Origin of the sequence: Pradoshia eiseniae (assembly GCF_002946355.1) — a bacterium.
In the GTDB taxonomy this organism is placed as follows: domain Bacteria; phylum Bacillota; class Bacilli; order Bacillales; family Pradoshiaceae; genus Pradoshia; species Pradoshia eiseniae.
Genome location: NZ_PKOZ01000001.1, coordinates 832,356 through 859,262, shown reverse-complemented (window position 1 = coordinate 859,262; position 26,907 = coordinate 832,356). Strand labels below are relative to the sequence as shown.

Here is a 26,907-nt window from a genome sequence, read left to right as displayed (position 1 = left end):
TCCACCGTCCCTGATTCGCTGTATGCATCAAAGCTTACTACTCTCTTCTTCACTGAATTTATTTTATAAATTAATTTTACTAAACACTCAATCTTTTTTTCAATATAATTTTTTAAAAAGTTAGACCATTCACAATATGATTTTTCTATATAAAAAGTGATGAAATTGATCTTTCCATACAATTAAACACAGCTATCCCTATAAAGGAACAGCTGCAAAATTTCATTCTTTTTATCTGTTAGTCCTAAGCCCGCCTTCCTCCATGTACCGGTATACAGGAATTTCATCCCCTTTTTCAACCGGAATGAAATTGAAGGTCACATAGCTGTCAACGCCTTCCGGCTCAAGCGCCAAGGCGATGTAATTGGCATTTGGCTGATCCATCTTAAATACATAGCTTCCAGCCGGGAAGGTTTTCTTTTTCGTTGAGACCTCTGTTTTGACCTTATTTGTATAATGTCCGCTTTCAAGCTGGGTCGATACTTCATTCTCTGTCACCTTATAGCTTTCAACGGATAAGCTAGAGCTTTTCTTCAGCTTTTCCACCTTCACACCAAGAACCTTGAGCTTATCAGCAATAGAATGATAGGCAGGAGGAAGGATATAAGCGGTTGGCCTTTCCCTCTCTAATGTCGGATAGGCGTCGCTCGAGCTTTTCCAATCAATCGGGATATCGACTTTGTACGCTTTCGCAAGATCGACGACGGTCAGCTCCTGGTCAGGAACGAGTTTATTTTCGCTCATGATGACAATCTTATCATTGTCATTCGCATTCTTCCCTTTGTTTACAACCGTTTTGCGCGCCTCTTCAACGGTTCGCTTCACCTTGTCTGCATTCTTTATGGCTGACTTGATAAAGTTGGTTTGGGCTGTCACCTGGGCAAATACGCGCCGCTCAAAATCAGCCCGGCCGATATTGATGCCGCGTGTCTCAATCAGATAGGTGAATGTATTCTTCAATCCAAGCGCATTACGCCCGATCCGAGTTTCCGTGCTTCCCTCTTCCGCGACAAGCTTGCCGTTCGAGGAGGATAAAGTGTAATAATCATGGAAGCTCAGCTTCTCTTTCTTCAATGCCTTTTGCACATCCGGCAGCAAGAGCTTATCAGACGTCTTCCGCAGATCCTCTGGAATGTTCAAGTTCTTAGCAGAAGAAATTAAGACATCATAGGAGGCAATGGAGCCCTCCTCCCCATATTTTGTTAAGAGAGAAGAGTTCACCGTATATTCATGCGTGTCCAACACCACGTCAGGCTGGTATTCATTGATGGCCTTATAAACCGTACGAACCTCCGGATATTCAACCTTCATATAATCCCTGTTGGCATCCATATCGGTTGCGATAAAACGCTTGAAGTAGTAGGATCCATCCGGATTGATTCTCGGCACGATAATGATATTTGCCTTATCAAGAACATTGCCAAGTTTTCCTTCGGCAATCATTTGCGCCAGAACCAAATTGGATTCACCAGCGGCCGGCTCATTTCCATGAATCTGTCCCTGAACCCAAATAAGCGGCTTTTTCTTATCCTTCTTGATATTGTCTGGGTTCTTGCTAAAGATAATCATCGGAATCTCTTTGCCTTCAAGTGATTTGCCGATGATCTTATAGCTCATATGCTTATTTTTCTTGGATAACTTTTTCAGGAATGCGGTCATTTCTTCCTGGCTAGTGAAGGCGGTTTTCCCTTTCGCAAAGCCAGGTGTTTGGAACTTCATCTGAGGTTTAGGAAATAAATGCGAGATATCATCTGGTTGAATATAGCTTGGCCCCTTTCCATAATAGGGTATGAATTCATCTTCCTGTGCAGCACTCGCCGGCAGGACAGACGCAAGTAAGGCACTTCCGATCGCAAGGGCAATGGCAGCACTAGTAGTCTTCTTCGTCAATTTTTTCATGGTTTCCTCCTCAGTTCTTCTTACCTTACTGCCATTATTCGCCGAAATTCTTCCAAATTCCTCTTCTTTCCCAGAAAATAGGATAATGGAAAGCTATACGATTTCAGGCAACCTAGAAAACAGGTACGAAGCCTCAGTGAAAACCGTCCTACTTCAAGCAAACTTGCCTCTTCTGCACACGAATAACCATTCTGATTATAGCCTGCCCAGATTGCATTATCGTTTAAACAGAACAAGCGCTAACCCTAATGGATTAACGCTTTCTTCAAAAAAACAAATCCCGACTAGCCATCACTAATCAGGACTAAGATTTCCCTTACTTATTCAATTCGACTATTTTCTCTATCTGTTCAGCTAATTCATCAAAATGAATGAATCTCGCTTTTCTCAAGACCTCTTGTCCTTCAATGAAATATAGCAGCACTGGTACTGTCAAAATATTATAAGCAGCCGCAACCTCCGGCACTACATTTGCATCGATATGCCCTAAACGGATCAGCGGATAGTGATCGAGCAATTCCCTCAATTGCGGTAAAACAGCATGGCAGACACTGCACTCCTGCCTTGAGATATATAAAAAGCTCATATTATTTTGTTGCAGGAAATCTTCAATCTTATTTAAGGAAGTCAATTCTTCTATTTGCTTCATGTTTTCAGCTCCTCATCATACCCATGAATTTATTATAAGGATAACTATCGACGAATTTGAAGTTAAAAGCTTTTAGAGGAGATAGCTGAAGTATGTGTATCATAATCAAATCCACTAATAAGCTTCCCACCAGTATCGTTTTCTAATGGGCAGCTATATATTAATGAACATAATGGATATTATTCGCATTGTTTCTAATAATCGTTACCACAGTCTGAAGCTTTGGTGCCCGATTTTCCTGCGACAATATAAAACGGCGCAAGAAGCTATAAGATATATCCAGATACACCGAAGATACTAACTCTCGCGGAGAAAGTCAAAAGATCACTTGTGAGGGCTGGCCGATTATTATGTAGCGATCTACTCAAAATATAGTATGTGGTTCACCTTCAAATACGGAAAGAAAATAAAAGCTGCATAAACCCCAAAAAAACCAACACCCCGCTACCAAGCCAGCAGGGTGTTGGTTTTTAAAGTGCATCTTCCAATTCTTCCTCAGTGTAGCCAAACATATAATCTTCATCTTTCCCGTGCGAAGCCCATATCTCTGCAGCTTCGTAAACACTTATAGGTTCTTCAAATTCTTCCATTTCATCAAGTTCTTCAGATTCATCATTTTCATCATTAAGTAAACTAAATGGAATAAACGGGTCTTTCTCATGCATAATTTTTTCCTCCTTGTTCTGAATTTGCATCAAATAATTAATTGCTCCTAAGCTATCAGGTGTAATGGAATGGCGTATTGAGTACCTATGAATTATGCAATGCAGCACCCTTTACGAAAATATATTATATAAAAATAGTAATATCGTTCTAAATATTTTGTCAAATAATTATAAAGCCGTTTATTCCATCCTATAGTATATAAATTGTTGTAAAGTTGAAGGAAACATCCGGATTAGATACACGTTCATAAATCCAATTCAAGACATAAAAAGGCAGCGCCCCATTAATGAACTGCCTTTTGACATTTAAATACTTTAGTTACATTTAAGCCAAAATAAACTAACTCTTTCTTAAAGTAACTACCCTGGGCAAGGTAAATTATTTAATTGGCTTGATACTTTTAATATTATCCTCTAGTAATTTAATAGCATTAGAAATTTTTATTATTATATCCTCGGAAGCCTTTATTGATATTTTCTCAGGTTGTTTTTTATATGCCTCTAACATCAAATGGCATTCCTGAAGGGTTTCTATAGTTTTCTCATCTACTTCTGGGCCTAATTTGTCTATGCTCATACTCCAATATGAGGAGGTTATAGAATCTAAATGTGACGTTTTTTCGCCATTAACAAAATCCTCGTGAAACTTTGAAATTATTTTTTTATTATTATTTAATTCTGACTTGACCATTCTTAGCAATGAATAACTGGTTGAGACAGATTTGTACCCATCATATTCAATTGTAGATTTCACTTGAAAAGCGGCCACTATATAAGCAACTATTCCCCCAATAATACCTCCTGTTATATTACCTATCAATGATATAACAGCAGAAGCGGTATCATCTGCCTTTCTCGAATAATCTATTAACATAATTGTAGCGTATACTAAAAGTATAGTCGCTATAATTATGAAAACAGTTATAATTAATATTGATTTAACTGTTAGTTTAATTTCACGCCTCATCAATTATCACCATCATAAAAAACACTCAAAAAGCCCACTCAGTTCATCATTTGTTTCTAACATATTTCTGACCATTAAACCTTGTAGGCTTACTGCCTTTCCCTGGCCACCGCCAATTGGAACTTCTTCTTTTTTCATTATATTTTCTTGGGGAGCACAGTTTAAAGAAAAATATATTTCAACTTTATCCTTTAGGATATCTTGATTGTATTTTCCCCCACACTCATAACAGTCTCTTATTTTAGGAACAAACTCTTGTTCTTGTGTACTTAATACAGTATCGCAATTTGGGCATCTTGATACATATCTAACAGATAATAAACCTAGATTTTCATCTAAGGCGCATAAGGAAAATAACCTAATAGAATGATCTGTATCTATTTTGCAATCAAGACTAAATTGTAATGGGTTTAGGTGTCTTCTTGTATTGGCTCTTCTAGTACCTAACCACCAATCCAGCAAATCTATATCATGATTGTTGATTTGTTTTCTCCTCAAATTCGATAAAAGTGGATAGTACATGATCTTGAACCTCCTTACTAATCCAATACTGTTTGAGGAAGTTGATTATTACGTAATCTTTTGTAACTTCAAAACGCGTTTTTACCGCACGTGTGTCTTCTACAGAGGCATCCTCTTCTACTAATTGATTTTCTCCTTCTTCAAAAAACTGAATTTGTGTTTGCATTTCTTGCATTTCCTGCACTTCATGATCAAATAGGAACCATTTAACCCATAATTTATCGAGTCTTTTCATCCCTTCGATAGTTTCTCTAATATCAAAATATATATCAGCAACGTCTAATCCATCACCATCTCCAGATAAAACATTTGCAGAAGCACCTGATAAGTCTGTTAGTGATATCCTTTCTACTATTCCTTTTCGATTGGTATGAAAGGCCAGATAATTATCCAAATCTCTTATTATAAGGTGCCTTTCTATTAATCGCTTGTACCGTATAGTGATTTCTTTAACATCGTCCGCGTTTGTAATACCTATTTGTTCCAAAACTGAATTTTGGAATTCATTAATCATTTCATTATATGGAGTGAGTTGTTCTCGGTATGGTTGTTCCGCTATCTCGGTTAGTTCACTAAAAATTTTAAAAAATACACCTTTTATATATTCCATATTAATAATTTTTAATGGAAAAATACTTTTTAGTATTAAAAAAACACTTTCATATGTTTTTTTCGAAGTATAATAATTTGTTCTATAGTGTTGATTATGTGGACGAATTTTAAATATTAGTAATTGCTCAGAAGGATTTATTTCTACCCATACATAATCTTTAGAGATTTCTTCAGTAACCTCATCCTCCATGGATTTTATGATTTTATAAAAACACATTTCTATTTTCCGGACTTTTATTTTTGCTATATCTGTATCTTCATTTTCATTAACGATGTTTAAATATATCATCTCACCGTCTTCAGGTTCAGGTTTCAAAAAACTATTAAAGTTTTTATTGGGATAACCAGCTGCCTCAAGATTGCTTTGGACTGAAATTAAATGTCGTAATACTGCCAGATTTGCTATTTCGAATCTCGAAAGATAGATTTGTCTGTTTTTACCATTAGAGATTTCTTCAATAACAAACTCCATGAATTTATTCCTGAAATTATCGTCACCTGAATTACTTTCAATTCTTTCAACCAGTGCAGACTGATTACCAGAATGAGCTTTTCCTTGTTCCTTAAGAAAATGACTGAGTCTATAACGGAAAATATTCTCTTGGATACTCTCCGGGATAGAAATTAGGGAACCAGTTTTCATTATAGTCTCCTTTCTAATATAAATTTCCTAGAATTTAACAATAAATTACATATTAAGTAAATTATAATTCAACTTCAGCTGTTTTTATATATTTATAGGTATTTTATTGGAATTATTTTGTGTTTTTTGAAAGCAAATTGATTTAACAGTAAAAAATTGCAACTTTTGTAGCAAAAGGTTTTATTACCTATACAAAGTGAAAATCCTAACAGGTCAGAGCTGCAATCTCTGTCAAAACGCTGTCGTTGCTAGTACCGACATAGTTGAACTATAAACAACATAACCGCGGGAATTCCCTAAGTCACGCTAAAGAAGAGGAGAGATGAGTTGAGCAGATGCAGAAAATCAAAGTAGTAATCATTAGTCAAAGTCTATTTACTGCTTGTTTTATGACTGGATCGCGAGTCTTAGAGGAGCGGGAACGGCTTCTTGCATTTAACGGTTCGGACGGAGTTTCGATTGGTTGCTGCTAATTGTGCTTATCATGATACATGCGGGCGAAACTGCATGTGCTTTTCGTAAGCAAGTGATGAGTTGAAGAGATTCAGGTATAAACGAGCAGCATCATGTTGCCCAGACTTACACTGAAAAAGTGATATGTCCCCAGATAAATACCACTTCCTCTATCCAAGAACTTTCATGGTTCTTGTGATAGGGGTGGGTATTTTTCATTTGATAACCCGCAAACCAAAAAAGGTACTATATCCTTCATTCTTAGCTTCACTTCAGTTATCGCCACAACTAAAATTACCCAAATTCCACCTCTCTATTAAGAAAATTGCTTGTACAGTCGAAGGACACATATGGATTCAATACACATTCATAAATCCGATACAGGAAACATAAACAGGCAGTGCCCCAGCAATGGAGACTACTGCCATATTTCAAAACTAATTTTGCTACACTTTCCACGTGGATAGAATGCGGTAATACATAAATTACTAGAGATTTCCAGCGGTTAGCAGCATACCAAAATTACTTCTTAAACAGTTTCCAATCCCCTTCACTAACAACTTCTACCTCTCCGTCAATCACCTTGATAGCGGTTTGATCATCAATGGCATACGCCGGGCCTTGCATACCAGCAGCCCATCTCTCTGCAGCAGCCATGGTATTTCCCGGTAGCATTTCATGTTCCAGATGCGGAAAAATTGCAAAATCGACCATCCCGAGCGCTTCATCAGCACCATTGGGCGGCATCCATCCAACGAAGTCATCCCCTATATTAGGTCCCATCACCATGCTGCCGGCACTCATTCCCACATAAACTGCTTGAAGTGACGGCAAGAGTTCGGCCAGCCCAGATTGCTGTATCCAATAATGCAGATAAAGGGCATCGCCTCCTGATACGAGTAAGACGTCAGTCTCCCGTACGAGTGGCACCCAGCGGTCTTCTCCTATACTCGGCAACGCTGTAAGCTCCAGTATGCCGACGGTCTTCCAGCCCAGGTCGACCATAGGGTTATTTTCCTTGCCGCTGATGAACTCCCAAACTTTGACGCCAGGGCCAACCCAGGGATGTCCATACATCGCCGTGGGAATGCATAGGGCATTCGAGTCGGCAATCGGCTTGTTCAGCATGTCAACCAATGCATCTTGTATACTTTTATTCATTATGCCACCAGATGTAAGCAAAAGTTTCATAACTCCCCTCCTTTTTCATTTTATAGACTCACCTAAACCGTGTATATAAGTGGGCAAACGGTGCTACTACTTTTCCAGCCTAACTTTACTTATCTAAATTGTATTAAAAAGAGCTATCCAAAAAACAGTGAAAGATGACTTCCATGGATGACCCTTTTTTATATACTTTAAAAGATGTAGCTGAACTCGATATTTAATTAATAGCTAGTTAATCATCTTGCAATTCCCTTGCAATTCTTTATATATTCGCTTCCCCATTCTGTCAGCATATCAAGCGTAGGGTGTAGCTTTTTCCCCAAATCCGTTAAAGAATACTCCACTTTTGGCGGTACTTGATGATAAACCTCGCGGTGAATAACTTGAAAGCTTTCCAGCTGCTTTAGTTGTTTAGTTAGTGATGAATGCGTTAAACCATCAAATTTTCGTAACAGGTCATTAAACCGTACTGGTCCCTCCTTTAGATGAAAAATAATCATCAGAGACCATTTACCTGACAATACTTTTTGAGCTGTCGTGAACGGGCAAGTTAAATCGGCACTGTTTAATTGAATCATGGTAATTCACCTCCCCCATTGTTCTAAATTCTTTTAATCTTAATCAGTATGCAAAAAAGCCTGCGTTTGAGCTGTTGGACTTCCTCATTAGTACACCATTAGATCGTAACGATACAAAAATATCGTACTATTCAGACTTATCATAATCTAATAATATGGATTATGCATTAAGTTTATTATAAAAGGAGCAGGATATTATGCCGACGAATAAAGGGAAATTCAATGGTAAGGTTGCATTGGTTACAGGGGCAAGTCGTGGGATAGGGGCTGAAATCGCCAAAAAATTAGCTGCTGGCGGAGCGGAATTTATAGGTGTTCATTTCGCCAGCAATAAGGATGCTGCGTTAAATGTTGTGGATGATATTAAGAAATTAGGCTCAAAGGCTGTTGCTTTGGAAGCAGATTTAACAACTGGCATTTCCGGTGTAAATAAGCTTTGGGCAGCATTTGAAGAGGCAGTCCGTTCGGAAATAGGAACTGTTCATCTGGATATCTTAATCAATAATGTAGGTATTGGACCTCCCGTTTCTTTTGAAGAAACATCAATTGAAATGTATGAGGATGTCATGGACGTTAATCTTAAAGCGCCATTCTTTCTTACTCAAGCAGCCAGCCCATATATACGGAACGGTGGACGAATCATTAACACTTCCACTGGCTTTACGCGTGTTGCCGCTCCCATGCAAAGCATTTATGCGGCTTCAAAGGGGGCTCTTGAGACACTGACTTTGGCCTTAGCCCCGCATTTCGCATCAAAAAACGTTACCATTAATGCAGTAAGGCCGGGCATTACAGCTACTGATATGAACAAGGAAATGCGATCCACCCCAGAAGGTCTCGCACAAGCAGCCGCATTATCTGCCTTCAACAGAGTGGGTACAACGGAAGATGTTGCTGATATCGTTGCATTCTTAGCATCTGAGGAAGCGCGATGGATCACAGGGCATTGTATTGATGCCACTGGAGGAAGCAGGCTTTAAAAGCAAAACAGGTGTGATTCTAAGCGTATTAATAATAGTCGGAATACAAAAGAAAATATAGCACTATTCGTTATTGATGGATTTAAAGAGAAGAAGAGAAACTTTCATTCTATGGGGTTTCTCTTTACTCCCCATTAAATAATGTCTCAAAATGGACATTTACCGAAGTATCAACACGTAGAATATAATTAAGTGGTTTAATAGGGAAATCACTCACGAAATAACGGAACATGCAGTTTGAAAACCACAATGCTCGTTTCGCCATACATTGTCAAAACGTCTGTTACAAAGCTCGTACAATATTGGAATCAATGTTTAACGTTTTTAAGTCGCTCATCATTTAATTAGCAAGAAGGAGTTGTTTTTTTGGACGGAATAACACTTTGGGATGCAATTCATTTTTATTATTTGCTTTTTTCACCTCTTTTAACCACCATCTTACTATTGTTCTGGATTGCCACGACTATGAAAAGCAACGCTAAAGGAAAATCCATCGTATTTACAATCATCGTATTACAATTTGCTTACTCTATATTATTCTTTACCCTTCTAGGATTAGAGAGTAATATAGCAATTGCTTTACTATGCATCATTCCGCTTATTTCTATTATACTATTATATCCATGGACCTTTGGTCGCAAAAAAACATCAAAGGGCCGAGTATTTGTCATTCTGGTTTTCATTGTTCAAGTGATTCTTGTCATTTTAACTTTTATACTCTCGTTAATTGCCTATCGTTAAACAATAGTCAATTCATCAAACAAAGAAGCAGGCGGTTTAGAGGCACAATTTACTCCTTCTAAATCGTCTGCTTTTTATGCAAATAGCTTGTTTTTTAAAGACACACCCAAAAAATAACTACGTCAAAAAGATCGTTTACAGTATTAGTAGTGTATAGAGTGGGTGGATGTTACACTAATAGAAGGGGTTTTAAAGCACCCTATCTAGTTTTATTTATCAAATGATTCACGATTTGAGTTGCGATTGGATGGTCTCCATAGTTTTCTAACAACTTCCATGTTGTTAATGTCAGGCTTCCTTCAGCACTCTTTTGTACAATCATGCTTCCCCCTGCTTGTCCAGCCCAGCCTTGGAAGTAGCCGGATATAATCTCACTGTTATCAGGTATGCTATCATTACCAAACATATAGACTATGCGTCCGATTGTTCCGCCTAATTTATGATAATTGCTAAATGGGATAACATAGTCAGGGTATAATCCATCCATTTCCCATCCCATTTCTTTGTTTAAGGGAAGATTTTCAAAATAGTCCGTATCTACATAGTTAAACGAAGATGTACGGTTCCAGCTTTCTCCTCGATCTAACTCCCGAAAGGTGAATTGGCCTTTCTCCTCTACCTTGTCTCCATTCTCTGCTAAGAATAAAACATGGCCACCATTACGGTAATAGTCAAGCACCTCCGTATTTAACGTACACGTAACGACTATATCAGCTGTATAAAATGTATTAACAATTTTCAAGCCATTATCAGTTAAGTTCCCAACAAAGGTATCATTCATATCGTATGGGAAGACTGTAACTGGGGAAATTGTTTTCCTCGGCGATATCGTTATCTCAACTTCATTCCACGCAATTATTTCCCCTTCTCTTCGTATGCGAAGCACTAGTTTATAAAAGTCCGCCTTCTCTACAGCAGGGACGGTAAACTGTATAACTTGAGGAAGCTTAACAAATAGGCTATCCCCCTCATCTAGTTTCATATTGCCCTGTATTTCTGTATTGGGAATTTCCCATTCTAGTGTCCCATTAAGTTCTTCCTGATTATGATTTGAGATGATAATATCCCATGTTTCTTTATCTTCAGACCACATATTTCGAGTTACTCCATCAGCCATTACCACTAGAGGGCCATTGAAAATCGATGACTTCTCAAAGCCTGCTTTCATATCTCTTGTATAATCAAGCCACCCATTGGTTTCCCATTCTATGTCGGAGAATTCCGTTACGACATACCCGTTAATTTTTGGCCGCTTTCTCATCTCTTCAATTAGCGATTGGCAAGCGCGAAACATTCGATGCTGAGAATGAAGCGCCAGGTTTTCTTTATCTCCAAAAATCCGATTTAATTGGTAGCGTTCGAAATTTTCAAAGATCGTTAATGGTTTTTTAAAATCCTCACCATGTGTGTCATCTCCGAGATTCGCAAACCAAGATGGTGTCCCACCATAATAATCAACTAATTTTTTGATACTCGGCAGCCCCCATACACCAAACTCAGAGACAATGATTGGCTCTCCATTTGGCGAATAGCCATCTACATAGTTTTTTTCAGGGGTATTAATTATGTAATCATCCAGCTCTTGCTTCCATTCACCAAATTGCTCTGGTAAAGAAAAATAACTATGATAGTCATTTATATCTGTCTTAACATGCGTCCAGCCAGAGTTATCACAAATCAATCGTGTGGAGTCAAGCTCTCTAATATTTTCATACATCTCAATGATATACTTTTGTTTTTCAACATCATTGGCTAAATCCCATTCCAATCCCCATTCTTCATTATATAAAGACCAGATAATGATGGATGGATGATTATAATCTCGATTAATCATGCCTACTAATTCATTATAAAAACGGCGATTACTTTGATTGGACCACTTCACAACATTCGGAGGTTCAGCCCATATGAGCATCCCCATTCGATCAGCCCAATACAGATAACGAGGGATTTCAACTTTTATATGTTTACGCAGCATATTAAAGCCCATACTTTTGGCTAATTTAATCTCATTCTGAATCCATTCATCGTTCGGAGCTGTATATATGGTATCCGGGTAAAAGGCTTGATCCAATGCACCACGAATATATAGCGGTTTTCCGTTCAATAAAATTTGATCATGACTGTATTCAACTTTTCTCATTCCAAAATACGTTTCATACGAATCAACTACGACATCATCTTTTTTTAGGTTCACTTTAATATCGTATAAATATGGATTTTCAGGTGTCCATAATTGAACATCCTTTATTGGCAGATCAAATTGATTGGTTTTATCTGTATTTAATGAACCAAAATAATTAGCAAACACCCTATTATTATTTTGATGTTCCGACACAATAATTTCAGCTTCTAAATCATTTAGATCGCCTGCAACAGATATTGTAACATCTGCTCTTCCATCGTCCACATCAGGGATCACATGTACATAATCTATGAAGCTGTCCGAACGGAATTCCAGATATACTTCCTGCCAGATACCACTGACTCTCGTGTACCAAGACCCCTGCTTACCGATAGGAATTTCCGCGTTATCACTTGGATCATACACTCGTACCGATAATATATTTTCATCGTGATTTAACTTCTCAGTAACTTCTAATTCAAAAGGAGTAAATCCGCCTTCATGTTCTCCAATATATTCACCATTCAGCCAAACCCTTGCATGAAAATCAACCGCACCGAAATACAGGAAGGCTCTATTATTCGAAGGGATCTCTTCCAAAGGAAATTGTTTTTCATACCATGCTGCCCCACAATATTCAACATAGTCTTCTTCTCTCTGCCAAATATGCGGGACTTCTATCTGTATGGAATCTTCTAACCTACTTTCATACCAGGCATTCTTTTCACCGACATCTTTTTTATCAATCTGAAAATCCCACATTCCATTTAAATCCTGTCTCTGTCTCATTATCTATCCTCCTACTACTTAATACCGGTCATGGAGATACCCTTAATAATATGTTTTTGGAACAAAAGGAATACAATTAGCGCTGGAATACTCGCTATTACATTAGAGGCCATCGGCACTGCCAAGTCGGTCGCAAAATTGCTCTGAAAGGTTGGGATTCCAACTGGCAAGGTCATCATACTTGTTTCCTGAGCGACTAATAAAGGCCATAAGAGATTATTCCATGACTGAATGAAGATAAAAATACTAACTGCTGCCATGGAACTTCTAGATAGCGGAAATACGATTTTCCACCAGATTTGAAAATGTCCAGCACCATCAATTCTGGCAGCCTCTAATAATTCTGATGGAAGCTGGTCGATAAATTGCTTTAAAATCAGGAATGCTAGTGGAAGCATCATTCCCGGCCAAATCAAGGCATGGTACGTATTTGTCCAATTGAGTTCAACAATCATTTCAAATAATGGAACTACGATTGATTCCATCGGTACCATCAATCCCGCTAATATCAAAGCGAAAATAATCGTTTTCCCCTTGAAATCTATTCGAGATACAGCATATGCTGCCCAGGAACTAAACAATACAGTAACAACCGTTTGCACAACACCAACTACTACACTATTAAATGTCCAGCGCCACATCATCGCTGTACCATCTGGTTCTAACACTTCTTTAAAGCTATCTAAAGTATACGGAGGACGCATCAATTCAGTTATAACCGTAACCGTTGACCCAGGTGCCTTGAAAGCAGAAATGATCATCCAAAGCAAGGGAATAATCATGACAAATGCCATACAAAACGCGGCAATGTAAATCAAATATGTACGCATAGAATTTTTATTATTACTCATTATCATCCCACCTCCAATTGGCCTTTCAATGTTTCTCTTTCTTCATAAGTACCTTATATTGAATCAAGGAAATGAATGACACGGCTAAAAATAGTACGAATGAAACGGCAGAGGCATATCCCATATCCCATTGCCTAAAAGCTATTTGATAAATATAGTGAACGAGTGGAGTGGTGGATGTACCTGGACCACCGTTTGTAATAAGGAATGTTTGTCCGAAAAGTTTAAATGAAGCAATCGTTTGAAGCAGAACAACTATAGCTGTTACTCCTCTTAAAGATGGAAATGTAATATAGCGGAATTTCTCCCAGCTGCTTGCCCCGTCAATATCAGCAGCTTCATATAATTCATCCGGAATTTCTTGTAGTCCTGCTAAGAATAAAATCATATTAAACCCAACTGTCCACCAAAGCGTTGCGAGCAAGATGGAAAGCCACCCCATCCCCCAACTGCCAAACCAGGAAACACTCATGTTTATCCCAATTAACTCTAGCGTTTCTGCTAAAAGCCCTGTATTCGATTGCAAAATAAACACCCAAATACTTCCGACAACAGAAATAGATAACATATAGGGCATAAAGAAAGCACTTCTTAAAAACGTCGTACCTTTTAATTTCATGTTCACGAGGAGCGCCATAAGCAAACCAATAATGACAATCGAAGGTGTGGAGATTAATACAAAGTACAGTGTGTTACCGAATGAAGACCAAAACTTATCATCTGACAGCATATATTTGTAATTGCCTAGACCGGCAAAGGTTTCATTAACCCCAAAGGCCCCAGTGGTCAAGCTCGTTAAAAATCCTTTAATAATTGGATAAATCCAAAACCATAAATATAAAACCATAAAAGGAGCCAGGAATAGCAATGCTGCTAGATAGCTATTCACCTTATTTCTTAAAGGTTTTCTTCTTTTTTTCGCTGGTTTACTCGTATGATCAATAGTAGAATCTCTCATTTTAGTAATCACTCCTTCGTAGAAAAAACTATTAGAATTCAATAGCCCTTATAGATAAACCATAATGCGGAATGCAAACATTCCACATTATGGTTTGTGATTTTTTACTTGCCAACAAGTTCTTCTACTTTTTGTTGAGCTTCCTTCAACCCTTTGTCCACGGAAATTTGTCCATAATTAACTTTCACAAGTGATTCTAAAATAGCATCATTGACAGCCGTTAGCTGATCATTTTCCGGCATATAGTTGACATCATCCATTACGTTCGCATAATCAGCACGATACGGCATTTCCTTATATTCTGCTGAATCGATAACGGAAGGCTTAACTGGTACATGTCCTGCCTTTGCCCACATTTGTCCGTTTTCAGCTAACCAATCAGCAAACTTAACAGCTGCTACTTGTTTTTCTTTATCATCTTGTTTAGGTACGACAATAGTATGAGAATCACCCCAAGCACCTGGCTGGTCAAAGAGTTGCGGGAATGGAACAGCTGCAAAATCTAATGATTCTTCAGTTTCAAAATTACCTGTTGCCCATACTCCCGAGAATGTTACAGCCGCATCCTGTGTTTTAAAAATATCGTAGCTATTATCACCAATATCAGCCTGAATTAGACCTTCATCCAACCAAGTTTTCAATAGATTCATAGCCTCTTTACCTTCAGGGGTGTCAATTGTTACTTTCCCATCTTCTATATATGTAGACCCTTGTTGACTGATGAGTGCATGCCAAATCCAGAAAGTAAATACATTATTACTACCGATGACCATTGGAGATACACCTTCAGGGAGTTCGTCTTTTAACGTTCTTAACATCTCGGTAAAGCCCTCAGCCCCCTGCTCCATTTTGATCGTTCCATCTTCATTTAAAAGCCCAGCATCTTTTAATAAAGTTTTATTGTAAAACATAATGACAGCATGAGTATCAAGTGGTACGGCAACATGATTACCATCTCGAGTTACGGCATCTAATTGATTATCACCGAAGGTTGACCAATCCAAATCAGCCTCTTTAGCTAAATCATCTAAAGATTCAAGCTTTCCGGTTGGAAGAAGTTCACCTAATCTGGATACATGCGCAACAGCTACGTCTGGTGCAGTATTGGAAACGAGAGAGGTTTTGAATTTTGTATAATAATCCTCCCAATTGTTATTCATAAACTCAACTTCAATCTCATCTTGAGAGCTATTAAACTCTTTAACCATATCTTGCATAAATTCACCGTCTGAACCGCTAAAAGGCACCCAATAGCTAAGTTTAGTTACACCGTCATTCGAGCCTGAAGCACTGTCAGATTCTCCAGAAGAACAACCAGCTAATAGTAAAATAAAACCTAACACAAGAAATGAAAGCCTTTTCAAAGAACCAACCATTTATACCCACCTCCGATAATATTTTACATAATTAATCGTACAATAATTCCTTTTTTATTTCAATAATTATTAAAATAATATATATAAATTTGTAACAATGATAATGAAAGGGTATATCCATGCAAACAAAAAAAGGATTATGGCTCTTAAAAAGAGATAATCCCTAAAACAATAACATTATAAATAACGCAAATTCATAACAATACCTTGACTATAGTTGCCGAAATTCGTGCCGAATAAATTAATTCCACCTATATTGGTCGCTTCTTCTTTTATTCCTATTTTTAAAGAAATATATGGATTTTTAGTGATTTGAAGATCCTTGATTCTTACATCGGAAATTTTATTTCCATCTAAAAAAGTCCCTGTTTCGGTAACTTTCCAATTCTTTAATAATCCGTATTGAGTAAAGTGAAGGCTCCACCATTTTGGTGTATTAAAGCCTCTTTCCCCTCCAAAATCACCAGGTGATGTCCACGTTCCAACCTCTATTCCATTGATCCACATCGTGATATCTGAGGGCCAATCATTTTTGTGATATGGAGCCTCTGAACATATTTCCAGAGTGAATTCCAGCTCCGAAACGCTAGAACCATATGGCGTCCGATTTGGATAGCGGTACTCTACATACCCCGCTTTAAAATAAAGAAGCTCAGCCTCTCTCCGATTCGTTTCATAAAAAGACCGCGGGTCATCTTGCATCCCGATATAATCATTATCACCAACCAAACCACAGCTAGGTTCTGCTTTACAATCGACATATTCTCCAATCGGCATATCAATGGATATTAAGTTTTTCTCCAACTCAACCTCACTTGGTGATAAATCAATGATAATTCTATCGAAATTTTTGGAATTCACCTTTTGCGTCCCTCTGCCAGGGACCAGCTCACTAATAATCAAATCCATATCCTCTAATTTCTTGACATTAACAGCAGTAGTTGAAAACGGAATACCGAGCTTTTCTGATAGCTCATTAACATTATGAGGACCTGTGCTTAAAATTTTCAATATATTCATTCTGTGTTCGTGTGATAAGGCCTTACATACCTCAAGAGCATTATCCACAGTTAAATGTAAATCCTTCATACTGACCTCCAGATGCCGCTTTATTACAAGTTTACTTGTAATATAAATATATCAAACATATATACATTAGGAAAGAACGGAGAGGTATTAGTATTCCACTCCTTTTCACATTTATTATCTGCCAAGCTCTATCAACCGTTTATCTTTTCACATAACACTGTTTTACGAGAAAGGATCTGCCTCTAGGTGCAAGAGGAAGTACTCCCGCTACTAGATATCCTGCTCAGGTAGTAATCAGAGTGCCAAAATAAAAATCCCCTAAACAATTCGTTTGAGGGAACATAAAAACACTCTACTTTTCAATATTCTCTATGTAGGAAGTTTCAGCTTTGTACTTTCAGGCAACCGACCTTATTCCTACCTAGACCAACCCCTTGTTAGTCTATAAATGAAATCCACAGAAGATGAGAGGCCATATTGGTTGTATAACTCAAATCAGAAATAATATCGCTTCTCTAGCCTAATGTTCCTTTAGCTAAAGAACGATAAAAGGGTTACCCCATTAATCAGTGAACACTGACATTTAAGGGTAACCCTTCTTTAGATATTCCATATAGAAAATAAAATAGATAGCAGGCTAACCATTCTTTCTATAGTTCGCCTGTTGACAGCCTTTATACACGCATTAAAGCTCCATTAGGTTCTGGTAACTCTTGCGCTGCTATCTGATTCATTTTACAAAAATGATTAAAAAATTGAGAAGCCAGCTCTTTTTCCTCTGGGTCCGTTTTCAAGGAAATAATATCAAGCAAAATTTGAGCCAGCCATAAATTTTCAAAATAACGATATTTCCCTGTTTTCCATGAGACTTTTTCGGGAGAGTTACCATTTACATAATAATTCCAAAAGAGCAATTCGTTTGATTCCTGTTCTGAGAGTTGAATTCGATATTTGGAATGGGCTGGGATTTCTCCATCCTCACATAGCTTGCCGATAAAATCCTCATGCACCATATAGACACCGATAATTTGTCTGTCTTCTTCAGACATGCTTGCATCTCTTCTTGTTAACAGGACCGCACTATTTTGGTGCAAGCGGATTGGCTTGTTTGGATTCCCCTTGTTATTCCCGCTTTTTATTTCTCCGGAAAAGACCTTCCACTCTGACAAGGCATCACTCTGTTCTTCCGTGTCACACCAGAAAACCATTTGGGACTCAGGATGAAGCTTGTGATTCTTCATCAGTTTCTCATGCTCCCAGCGAAGAACCAGCTTCTTTCGATGAAGCTCTTTGTCTTCTTCCTTCTTTAATTCTTCCTCTTTTTGTTTCATTTCTTTCTCTTGTATAATTTCATCGATTAATTTAGCATCAGTTGTATCATGCAGCTTCAAGTGTTTTCCAAATACATCAGGGAAAACAAAACGTTTATTTTCCGACTCGAAATGGATTTCAACACTAGTATCATTTTGATTAACGATACTACCTTCGCCAAACTGCTTGTGTGTAACTTTCTTATTGATTAGATTCATTCTTTTTCCTCCTTGTAGAATAAAAATTTCACTTCATCACCGATATGGCAGATAGAATATTTTTATTCTTACTCACTTTCAAGCTCACACATCTGTTTGGATTCCTTTAAGTTTAACTTAACCAATCTGCAAAAAAGTCCAGCAGATACGCTCAAAAAACAATTGTAAGATTATTATAACATTTCTCCAGCGTATTAACAAATTTTTATTGACAACATATTTTTACCTGATGTAAAATATAAAGTTTATTAAAAATAAATAACAATCATACTGACATCCTAATAATGTTTTTCCCGTACTTACCCTTTCTGAACAGGCTGCTCCTTATGAGGCCTCAAGGTTTCCGCTTTTCCCAAAACACACTTAACATTTCAGCTTACTTCTATGGTTCATCATAGAGATTCACCTACATCATAAGGGACTTCCATTACAGCAGGATTCTCTCGTCATGAATCCAAATTGACCAGTGCTGTCAGTGAAGCTTTAAGCCTGCTCATAAGAAAAGGGACTTCTGCTTTTGCGATTGAACGAATTTATCTAATTGTACATGCAGTTATTATAATCTTGCAGAGGAGCCGACTTTCAAAAGATGGTACTATTTTTCTCGATCCCCCCATTTAGCCACCCTAAAGGGTGAGAGAGTTCCAGTGACATAATGTCCAGCATTCTACTAATTGATGTGTAGATTTCTGCATATTTCATTTATAAAGGAGAAAAGTTCCTATCAATATATCTAATAAAAGTTATTGGACTTTCTTCCACCTGCCTATTTTTCTTAACCTTTTCTCGTTTGGCTACTTTACAATAGTTTTGGTTAGTCTTTTCAATCCATATCATATTTATTGTAGATAGCTAACCAACTGCTGTTAACATAATAATATTATGTAATACAACTCCAACCTTCCTTCCGATTAGATTTATCGTTATTGGTTATGAAAGCAGAACATACACCATCCCAAATCGCTAATATAGCACCAGCTAATGCGAAGGAATGGACAAATGCCAATGCCAGTAATGGATCCCAGCCTTGACTTGAAAAGTTATTGATAGCAATTGGGACAAGTATAAAACGACTCATGCTCCGGATTAAAACAGAGGATTGATGAGAATATCTGCCACTGCCACATGAAGCAAAAATTGGCTGGTTTAAGTCAGGTTAATACCAGCTCAAACCAGCCAATCAGCTGCTTACTTAATTAATTCATTCGTAATATCGGTTTAATGGATTTCCCGCTTAAAGAGTCTTCAAACGCCTCATTGATTTGTTCAAAGTCATAAAACTCTACTAGTTTATCAAATGGGAACATCCCTTTTTTATAGTAATCCACCAGTTCAGGAATAAACAACTGAGGGACTGCATCTCCTTCAATAACTCCTACAAGTGTTTTCCCTTCGGCCATAATATATTCATGCACATTGAATGTCATATCCCCTGTCACGCCTACGATAGCCAATTGACCAAGAGGGCGCAAGCCAAGCAGACCTTGTTTTACAACCTCAGGTACACCTGTCGTATCAATGGCATAATGAGATCCGCCATTTGTTGCTTCTTTAATCTCTTTCACAACATCTACTTCATTGCCATTTAGCGTTAATGTAGCCCCTAATTCTTTCGCCAGCTCTAGACGATTAGTATGAATATCTACAGCAATGATATGCTTACAGCCCACAATCTTGGCAGCCATTACCGCACTTAGACCGACTGAACCGGCACCAAAGATGACAATCGATTCTCCAAACTTAGGTTTAAATTGATTTAATACGGTACCTGCTCCTGTTTGAATGCCACAGCCAAGCGGCCCTAATAATTCTAGATTGACTTCTTTATCAACTTTGACGACATTGCGTTCATTGGCAATCGCGTATGTACCAAATGAGGACTGCCCAAAGAAGCTGGATACCCCGTGATCATGCTGATGCAAACGGTGTGAATGGTCTTCCATCTTCCCGCCGAAATTTAGTTCATTGAAATCGATACAGGTTCCCGGATGCCCTGTCAGACAGTTTTCGCAATGTCCGCAATAGGAGAAGGACAAGACAACATGGTCGCCCGGCTCAACTGTACGAACGCTGCTTCCCACTTTTTCAACGATACCTGAACCTTCGTGCCCAAACACGGCCGGAAAAGGAGAAAGCCCCAAATCCCGTGCCACTGCATCTGTGTGACAAACACCTGATGCAACGATTTTAATCAAGACTTCATTCGGCTTTGGATCAGATAACTCAAGCTCCTCTATTTTGAAATCCTCACCAAGACCATGGGTTACTGCTGCTTTAATTTTCAAAACATTCCCTCCTATTTTTCTTGAAAGTTTGTTTTCATGCAAAAAGCTTTGTTTGCCCTATATAAATTATATCAATATAAAATAAATTCTGATACTTTTATTTTATCTAGCTCATAGTTTGTTATAGAACGTTCAAAAATAACCTTGATTTTTACGTATCCATTACAAGGTCCACAGCATCTGATTATTCCAACTGAAATGCCACAAACAATCAATCATGACTAAGCCACTCAATCAAATCCTGCTTGATAGATTAGGTTTTCACCATGTATCACCCTTAAGTTCACGTGATTTATGGAATTCTAGTTGATTGTTATTTAGCAAAAATATTATACAATCTATCTGTAAACATCCGCTCAAAATAAAAAAACACCCGCCTGCATCTTAATAGGATGCAGGCAGGCGACTCTTATTTTGTCAATAAATAATCGACTAATTTGGCTTTTGGTTTACCGAATATCTCTTCTTCCAGTCTGCGCCCAGTTGGTGTGGCAGCAAGTCCGCCTTCTGCCGTTTCACGGAGAGCAGATGGCATAGATTTGCCGATTTCATACATCGCACTAATGACCTCATCACAAGGAATGCGGCTTGTCACACCAGCCAATGCCATGTCAGCAGCCGTGATGGCGTTGGAGGCTCCCATCGCATTCCGTTTCACACATGGAACTTCGACTAGCCCTGCGACTGGGTCGCACACCAATCCGAGCATATTTTTCATGGTTATCGCAAAGGCTTCTGCAGATTGCTGTGGTGTTCCGCCGGCCATCTCAACGATAGCAGCAGCGGCCATAGCACTGGCAGAGCCTACCTCTGCCTGGCAACCCCCAGCCGCACCTGAGATGGAGGCATTATTAGCGACCACAAATCCGAATGCCGCCGTTGTAAAGAGAAATTCAATCATTTCCATTCGAGTCGGGTTAAGTTGTTCTTTTACAGCAAATAAGGTTCCTGGAACAACACCAGCCGAACCCGCTGTAGGTGTCGCGCAAATGACACCCATTGCGGCATTTACTTCATTCGTTGCCACCGCTTTGCTGACGGCATCTAACAAAAGATTTCCGGACAGTGATTTTCCGGATTGAAGATAATTTTGGATTAATACCGCGTCTCCGCCGGTTAATCCGGAATGAGACTTAACCCCCTTCAGGCCTCTTTCTATTGCCTGTTCCATAACGGAAAGATTTTGATCCATTTGAGCGATGATATCTTCCCTTGACCGCTCAGATACTTCCATTTCCTGCTGAATCATAATCTCGGCAATTTTTACTTTATTGGATTGTGCCAGCTCAACAAGCTCGGCCACATTTCGAAACATATATTCTATTCCTCCTAATGAATCTAATTAATTGTCCATGCGGATGACATGGTTTATGTCCGGTAATGCATTCAGTTCTCCCATGACTTCCTCATCGAGTTTTTGATCCATTTCAATTACCATTATTGCGATGTCCCCTCGCTCTTTACGTGACATCTCCATATGACTGATATTAATCTCATGTTTGGCGAGTATGCTCGTAACGAAGGAAATCATCCCAAATTGATCCCTGTGAATAACCAATATCGCTGGCTGTCCTCCAGAAAGTCTTAACTTAAACGAATTGATTTCCGTAATCTCGATGGTTCCGCCACCAATCGATATGCCGACTAGCTCTAATCTTTTATCACCATCATCAAAAAGATTGATTCTCACCGTATTGGGATGGTCAACCACTGCCTCTTCAACCAGAAATTGAATCTCCATCTCGGCGTCCTCCGCCCATTTATAGGCATCTGGTATTCTTTCATCAAAGGTATCAAAGTCGAGCAGACCAGCAATCAGGGCTAAGTCTGTTCCGTGCCCCTTATAAGTCTTGGCAAAAGAACCATATAATGAGATGACTGCTCTCTTGGGTTTTTTACCAAAAATAGTCCTGGCTGCCCGTCCAATTTTCGCAGCACCAGCAGTATGTGAACTCGATGGTCCAATCATGACCGGGCCAATTATATCAAATGCTGAGCGATACTTCATTGTATTTTACTCCTCCACTGCTTTTTTAGATAGCTAGTTTTTCTTCTGCCTCTTCAAGCTTCTCTTTGCTTTCTTCTCGACTTATTTGATCGGCAGTTTTAATCTTAACGTTTTTAAACAATAAAGAGCCAATATAACCGCTCACCAAACCTGCAGCCGCACATCCAAGGGCGACCAATGTGACTTTAAACGGATCATTGAATCCATACATAACGGCCAGTCCGGCTATTGGAGTGGCGGTACCGGTCGCGTTATTTATTAATCCGGATAAAGCCACAATGACACCAGCACTCGCACCTCCGATAAAATTCGTGATATAGATCGGAATTGGGTTAGCTGAGATGATATGGGCCTGTGTCAATGGCTCGATGGCCACGGCAATCGTCGTCTTGCGGTCACCAAACTTCATTCGTTTAAATAAAATAAAATTCATGAAGGATGAGCCGAAAACGGACAAAGCCCCAATTGCCATCGGCACACCAGTCAGTCCAAGCATAGCTGTTAATGCCATTGAGCTAAGCGGTGCTGTTGCGACTGTAGTAATGACGCCTCCAAGAATAATTCCCATTAGGATTGGGCTGCTATTGGCTGTTTCCGTGATGATTCCGCCAATATTCAGTAAGGTAGCATCCACTACCGGCTGCATCCATACAGCTACCAATCGAACAAGTGGTGCTGCCACAATAATCGTAACAATTAAATCCAATCCGCCCGGTATTCTTTTCTCAATCCATTTCACCAAAAAGGCAATCAAATAACCAGCAATGAAACCAGGCAGTAGACCAAGACCCGCTACAGATACACCCATCATTAGAGCATAAACAGGTGAAACCCCAATCGCAAGGGAAACGAGTGCGGCCGCTGCCACCCCTCCCATACTTCCCGCTGCGTCTCCTACCTCTCCAAGAAACTCTATTTTCAGCAGATCTCCGCCAACAAACAGCTGGAAGGCTTCGACCAGGAAAGCGGCTACTGCGGCATTGGCCAGTGCTCCCATCGCCTTCATCCCTTTAGGCGCCTTATAGCTAAATAAAGAAAATAACCCCAAAACAATCAGTAACAATAACGTCCCTTTGATAATTTCCATGATGCTTTCTCCCTCTTAAGTAAATTTTGTATGTAGGAATTGCTTCAGTTTGAATCTAGCATTCTAGTTGGTATTCCGCTTGTATTCGTATTTTTTGCAGATAATTATAGATGGTAAACTTCGATACACCTAAAACAGATGCTAAATATTCGGTTGAACCTTTGATTAAGAATGCGCCCTTATCCTGTAATTGTCGTACGCATTCAATCTTTTCTTCTAAGCTCAGCATTGAAGGCGCTTTCTTAAAGCCAGATAAAACCTGACCGACCATGTCTTCAATCACTTCTTGTACGGTAGAATAGAACGTTTCTGATTTCTCTTCTGTCCCATTAAACATAAGGAATTCCTGCATTTCTGTCTCGTATTGCATCATCATGGATATATCATAGTTAATGCAAAGAGCCCCAACCACCTGATTCCCTGCATCCCTTAAGAAAATTGTTGAAGATTTCATCGTGATTCCGTTCGGCAATCTCGTTTTATAATTTGGAATATCCTCTATTTCAGCTACAGGTTTTGTTAATTCATTTAAGACTAAATCTGTACTCGGGCTGCCCATTTCCCTGCCCGTAACATTTCCAGCCAAATAAACCAGAGATTTTTTCAAGTCAGAAAAATCATGCACGGCCACTTCACATCGAGGACCAAACATGTTAACGAGCATATCTGCTGTACGCATTGCCATATTAAAAATTGGTGCATCTACATCTTCCCTCATCATCTCACCCCTCCATGTAAACGATTTCAATATAAGCAAAAATAAAAACCCATCAAATTATGGGATTTTTTGGCAGCACAAATATCATAGCATACATTTGATAGATTTCAAATATTTTTGTAATCGTTACAAAAATATTGTAATTTCTATTAAATAATTTTATTGTTTGAAGGAAGATGACCAGCCTAAACAGCTTAAATATACAATGATAAACTGATATCCCTTTGCATCATTGCTACAGATACATTTATTCAGTCATTTCTTTCACACGCAGACAGCAAAATAAGCTAGTCATCAACTAGCTTATTTATAGGTTTTTATCAAAAATAGTTGGACAGAGGTTAAAACTAAGCCCCGAATCGCTTTATCTAAAGTATCAGCAATTCGTGCTGTTGCTGATAGTTTCAACACATCTTATAAATCTCTACTTCCGAAAAATCCACTTCCAAAACTTTCTCCACTTATCCATAAATGGCGCAGACCTGACTTTATATGGTCTCATCATCTCATTATCCTCATGCTCTAATATATGGCAATGCCAAACGTAGCCTGGACCATTGCTTGGGTTAAAAGGAAATGGTGTGCCGTCTTGAGAGGTAAAGCGAACTAAAATTCTCGTGACTTGACCAGGATTCATTCTAATCGTATCCTTCCACCCGGCTTCATTTGGAGCTGGCGGAATAGGCGGGTCCTGTAAATATGGCCTAATATCCAATGTCTTAGGTTCCATCATATAAGGAGGCGGACCCCCATTTAATGTCTCCCAATCTACTAAATATTGATCCGCATCTACATTCTGGCGATTCTTGAGCAGGAATTGGATTAAATGTAAATGAATGGGGTGGGTGTCTCCGGTAAGATTGATAATTTGCCATTCTTCGGTTGTTCCTGCTTTTGGAAGTTCCGTAATAGCACTGTTATAAGGCTGGCCATTCAGCAAAAGCTGCACAGGACCATCAGGGCCACTCAGTTCGACAAGAGTTAAGGTTCTCGTTTTTTTAGGTCTTAAAACAGGAATCTTGTTTAATTTTCGTGGGATTGGCCTTTTGACAGAAGGAGTATCAGGGACGACAGTAAACATCATGATTTGCCCTGTCGTTTCAGGATCTGGCGCATCGCCAGCAGGAAATGGCGCATTGGCGTCATTTCTCAAGATAAGCTTAGTGCCAGGTGCAAGTTTGGAAAAATCGATAATGACATCAGCACGTTCTGCAGGGGCAATTAAAAGGGATGTTAACTCAGCAGTCTCTGGTAAATAGCCTCCGTCACTTCCAATCTGCGTGAATGGCTGATTATTCGATAGTGATAAATGATAAAAGCGGGCGTTTGATCCATTGAGCATTCTGAACCGATATTTTCTAGGCTTCACATTCAGGTTAGGCCACACCTTTCCATTTACGACAATCGTATCGCCAAAAAATTCCGGCACCCAATAAGGATGAATATCAGGATTCACACCCACCTGATCATAGAAAAATGAACCGTCTGTGTTAAAGCTCCGATCTTGAATAAGCAGCGGAATCTCAAATTCCCCGCTCGGGAGATGTTTAGCAAGTTTATCCTCCGGGTCCCTTAGCAAATAAAAACCAGCCAATCCTGCCAACACGTTCAGTCTCGTTATGCCTAGCGCATGATCGTGATACCAAAGAGTCGTTGGCTCCTGTTTATTTGGGTACGTATAATGCCGCGTGTCAAATTTCGGACCTGTTATTCCATTTGCCGTAAACCAAGCTTCGGGATGACCGTCAAAGGCTGAAGGGTTCTCCCCTCCATGCAAGTGCGTCACAATGGGAACCGGAAACTGCGCCTCGGGATATCCAGGCGGAAAGGGAATAAAGGGTGGTGATGGCGGCGGGAAACGATTAGGGTTTGCCCAATCGATTGTTGGGTCTACAGGAAATAGATGTGGCCCTTTTAGATTATTAATCCATTCTACATTGATTGGGATTCCCCTGACCGCTTCAAAGGTCGGACCCGGGTAATGCTGGAAGAACACCTTCTTTCCTGTTCGCTTATCCTTGATATCTCCCCCATACCCCCACACGGTTGTTTGCGGATAATTATCAGGAAGGACCTGTTGCTTGAATTCACTAGCCTTCACTTTATATTTATGGGCTTGTACCTTCCCTTTTTTCCGGTCTTTCACGATTTCTGGTACAAAAGCCGGCGGGATTGCCAATTGATTCACATATTTCGGAATTGAAGCCGAATTAATTCTATCCATCATCTTCCTCCTTTCGTTATTCCATTAAATGCGAAGGGTTGTCCATTTGCTA

22 protein-coding genes and 1 other annotated feature (1 of these 23 cut by a window edge) are annotated in these 26,907 nt (G+C 39.0%); of the genes, 2 read left to right on the top strand and 20 right to left on the bottom strand.

All coding sequences use genetic code 11. The annotated features are described in order from the left end of the window. Positions 1 to 62, bottom strand: a binding site (T-box leader) (it extends 158 nt beyond the left edge of the window). A gap of 169 nt (positions 63 to 231) precedes the next feature. From CYL18_RS04270 to CYL18_RS04235, 8 genes are all read right to left on the bottom strand, one after another. Beyond that, entirely contained in the window at positions 232 to 1,899 is a 1,668-nt protein-coding gene (locus tag CYL18_RS04270) for a M14 family metallopeptidase (protein WP_104848191.1), read from the bottom strand. Between the two features lie 316 nt (positions 1,900 to 2,215). Beyond that, the gene (locus CYL18_RS04265) at positions 2,216 to 2,548 is read right to left on the bottom strand and encodes a thioredoxin family protein (RefSeq protein WP_104848190.1); all 333 of its coding nucleotides are present in this window, start codon (positions 2,546 to 2,548) and stop codon (positions 2,216 to 2,218) included. 470 nt (positions 2,549 to 3,018) lie between these two features. Then, complete coding sequence (locus tag CYL18_RS04260; RefSeq protein ID WP_104848189.1) at positions 3,019 to 3,213, bottom strand: hypothetical protein; 195 nt, start codon at positions 3,211 to 3,213, stop codon at positions 3,019 to 3,021. 379 nt (positions 3,214 to 3,592) lie between these two features. Then, positions 3,593 to 4,180 (bottom strand): hypothetical protein, encoded by a 588-nt coding sequence (locus CYL18_RS04255; protein WP_104848188.1) that lies wholly within the window; start codon positions 4,178 to 4,180, stop codon positions 3,593 to 3,595. A 12-nt stretch (positions 4,181 to 4,192) separates the two neighbouring features. Beyond that, positions 4,193 to 4,702 carry a hypothetical protein gene (locus CYL18_RS04250; RefSeq protein WP_104848187.1) on the bottom strand — a complete coding sequence of 170 codons (510 nt, stop codon included), beginning with the start codon at positions 4,700 to 4,702 and terminating at the stop codon, positions 4,193 to 4,195. After that, positions 4,650 to 5,957, bottom strand: coding sequence for a hypothetical protein (locus CYL18_RS04245; protein WP_104848186.1), 1,308 nt, complete (start codon positions 5,955 to 5,957; stop codon positions 4,650 to 4,652). Before CYL18_RS04245 ends, CYL18_RS04250 begins: the two co-directional genes overlap by 53 nt. Positions 5,958 to 6,932: 975 nt before the next feature. Further along, positions 6,933 to 7,601 (bottom strand): Type 1 glutamine amidotransferase-like domain-containing protein, encoded by a 669-nt coding sequence (locus tag CYL18_RS04240; RefSeq protein ID WP_104848185.1) that lies wholly within the window; start codon positions 7,599 to 7,601, stop codon positions 6,933 to 6,935. Between the two features lie 212 nt (positions 7,602 to 7,813). Next, a complete protein-coding gene (locus tag CYL18_RS04235) occupies positions 7,814 to 8,155 on the bottom strand; it encodes a winged helix-turn-helix transcriptional regulator (protein WP_104848184.1) in 342 nt (113 codons plus the stop codon). 197 nt (positions 8,156 to 8,352) lie between these two features. Here CYL18_RS04235 and CYL18_RS04230 point away from each other — a divergent pair, with 197 nt between their 5' ends. Then, complete coding sequence (locus CYL18_RS04230) at positions 8,353 to 9,135, top strand: SDR family NAD(P)-dependent oxidoreductase (RefSeq protein WP_104848183.1); 783 nt, start codon at positions 8,353 to 8,355, stop codon at positions 9,133 to 9,135. A gap of 366 nt (positions 9,136 to 9,501) precedes the next feature. Beyond that, the gene (locus CYL18_RS04225; protein WP_104848182.1) at positions 9,502 to 9,876 is read left to right on the top strand and encodes a hypothetical protein; all 375 of its coding nucleotides are present in this window, start codon (positions 9,502 to 9,504) and stop codon (positions 9,874 to 9,876) included. 199 nt (positions 9,877 to 10,075) lie between these two features. On the opposite strand, the gene CYL18_RS04220 is transcribed toward CYL18_RS04225, so the two are convergent. The 12 genes from CYL18_RS04220 to CYL18_RS04160 all read right to left on the bottom strand — a co-directional run bounded on the left by CYL18_RS04220 (position 10,076) and on the right by CYL18_RS04160 (position 26,858). Then, positions 10,076 to 12,790, bottom strand: coding sequence for a glycoside hydrolase family 2 protein (locus tag CYL18_RS04220; RefSeq protein ID WP_104848181.1), 2,715 nt, complete (start codon positions 12,788 to 12,790; stop codon positions 10,076 to 10,078). 14 nt (positions 12,791 to 12,804) lie between these two features. Beyond that, complete coding sequence (locus tag CYL18_RS04215) at positions 12,805 to 13,641, bottom strand: carbohydrate ABC transporter permease (protein ID WP_161497076.1); 837 nt, start codon at positions 13,639 to 13,641, stop codon at positions 12,805 to 12,807. Positions 13,642 to 13,666: 25 nt separating this feature from the next. After that, complete coding sequence (locus tag CYL18_RS04210) at positions 13,667 to 14,599, bottom strand: carbohydrate ABC transporter permease (RefSeq protein ID WP_104848179.1); 933 nt, start codon at positions 14,597 to 14,599, stop codon at positions 13,667 to 13,669. A 104-nt stretch (positions 14,600 to 14,703) separates the two neighbouring features. Further along, complete coding sequence (locus CYL18_RS04205; protein ID WP_104848178.1) at positions 14,704 to 15,975, bottom strand: ABC transporter substrate-binding protein; 1,272 nt, start codon at positions 15,973 to 15,975, stop codon at positions 14,704 to 14,706. A 177-nt stretch (positions 15,976 to 16,152) separates the two neighbouring features. Then, a complete protein-coding gene (locus CYL18_RS04200; RefSeq protein ID WP_104848177.1) occupies positions 16,153 to 17,064 on the bottom strand; it encodes an ArsR/SmtB family transcription factor in 912 nt (303 codons plus the stop codon). A 614-nt stretch (positions 17,065 to 17,678) separates the two neighbouring features. Next, positions 17,679 to 18,533, bottom strand: coding sequence for a malate synthase (locus CYL18_RS04195; RefSeq protein ID WP_104848176.1), 855 nt, complete (start codon positions 18,531 to 18,533; stop codon positions 17,679 to 17,681). Positions 18,534 to 19,729: 1,196 nt separating this feature from the next. Next, entirely contained in the window at positions 19,730 to 20,818 is a 1,089-nt protein-coding gene (locus CYL18_RS04185; RefSeq protein ID WP_104848174.1) for an NAD(P)-dependent alcohol dehydrogenase, read from the bottom strand. Between the two features lie 409 nt (positions 20,819 to 21,227). Then, positions 21,228 to 22,133, bottom strand: a complete 906-nt coding sequence (gene sdaAA / locus CYL18_RS04180) for an L-serine ammonia-lyase, iron-sulfur-dependent, subunit alpha (protein WP_104848173.1) — start codon at positions 22,131 to 22,133, stop codon at positions 21,228 to 21,230. Positions 22,134 to 22,160: 27 nt separating this feature from the next. Beyond that, positions 22,161 to 22,826, bottom strand: coding sequence for an L-serine ammonia-lyase, iron-sulfur-dependent subunit beta (sdaAB, locus tag CYL18_RS04175; RefSeq protein WP_104848172.1), 666 nt, complete (start codon positions 22,824 to 22,826; stop codon positions 22,161 to 22,163). 25 nt (positions 22,827 to 22,851) lie between these two features. After that, positions 22,852 to 23,913 carry a PTS sugar transporter subunit IIC gene (locus CYL18_RS04170; protein WP_104848171.1) on the bottom strand — a complete coding sequence of 354 codons (1,062 nt, stop codon included), beginning with the start codon at positions 23,911 to 23,913 and terminating at the stop codon, positions 22,852 to 22,854. A gap of 55 nt (positions 23,914 to 23,968) precedes the next feature. Further along, a complete protein-coding gene (locus tag CYL18_RS04165) occupies positions 23,969 to 24,634 on the bottom strand; it encodes a helix-turn-helix transcriptional regulator (RefSeq protein WP_236636225.1) in 666 nt (221 codons plus the stop codon). A 421-nt stretch (positions 24,635 to 25,055) separates the two neighbouring features. Then, on the bottom strand, positions 25,056 to 26,858 hold the full coding sequence (locus CYL18_RS04160; protein WP_104848170.1) for a multicopper oxidase family protein: 1,803 nt from the start codon (positions 26,856 to 26,858) through the stop codon (positions 25,056 to 25,058). Positions 26,859 to 26,907: the final 49 nt, after the last annotated feature.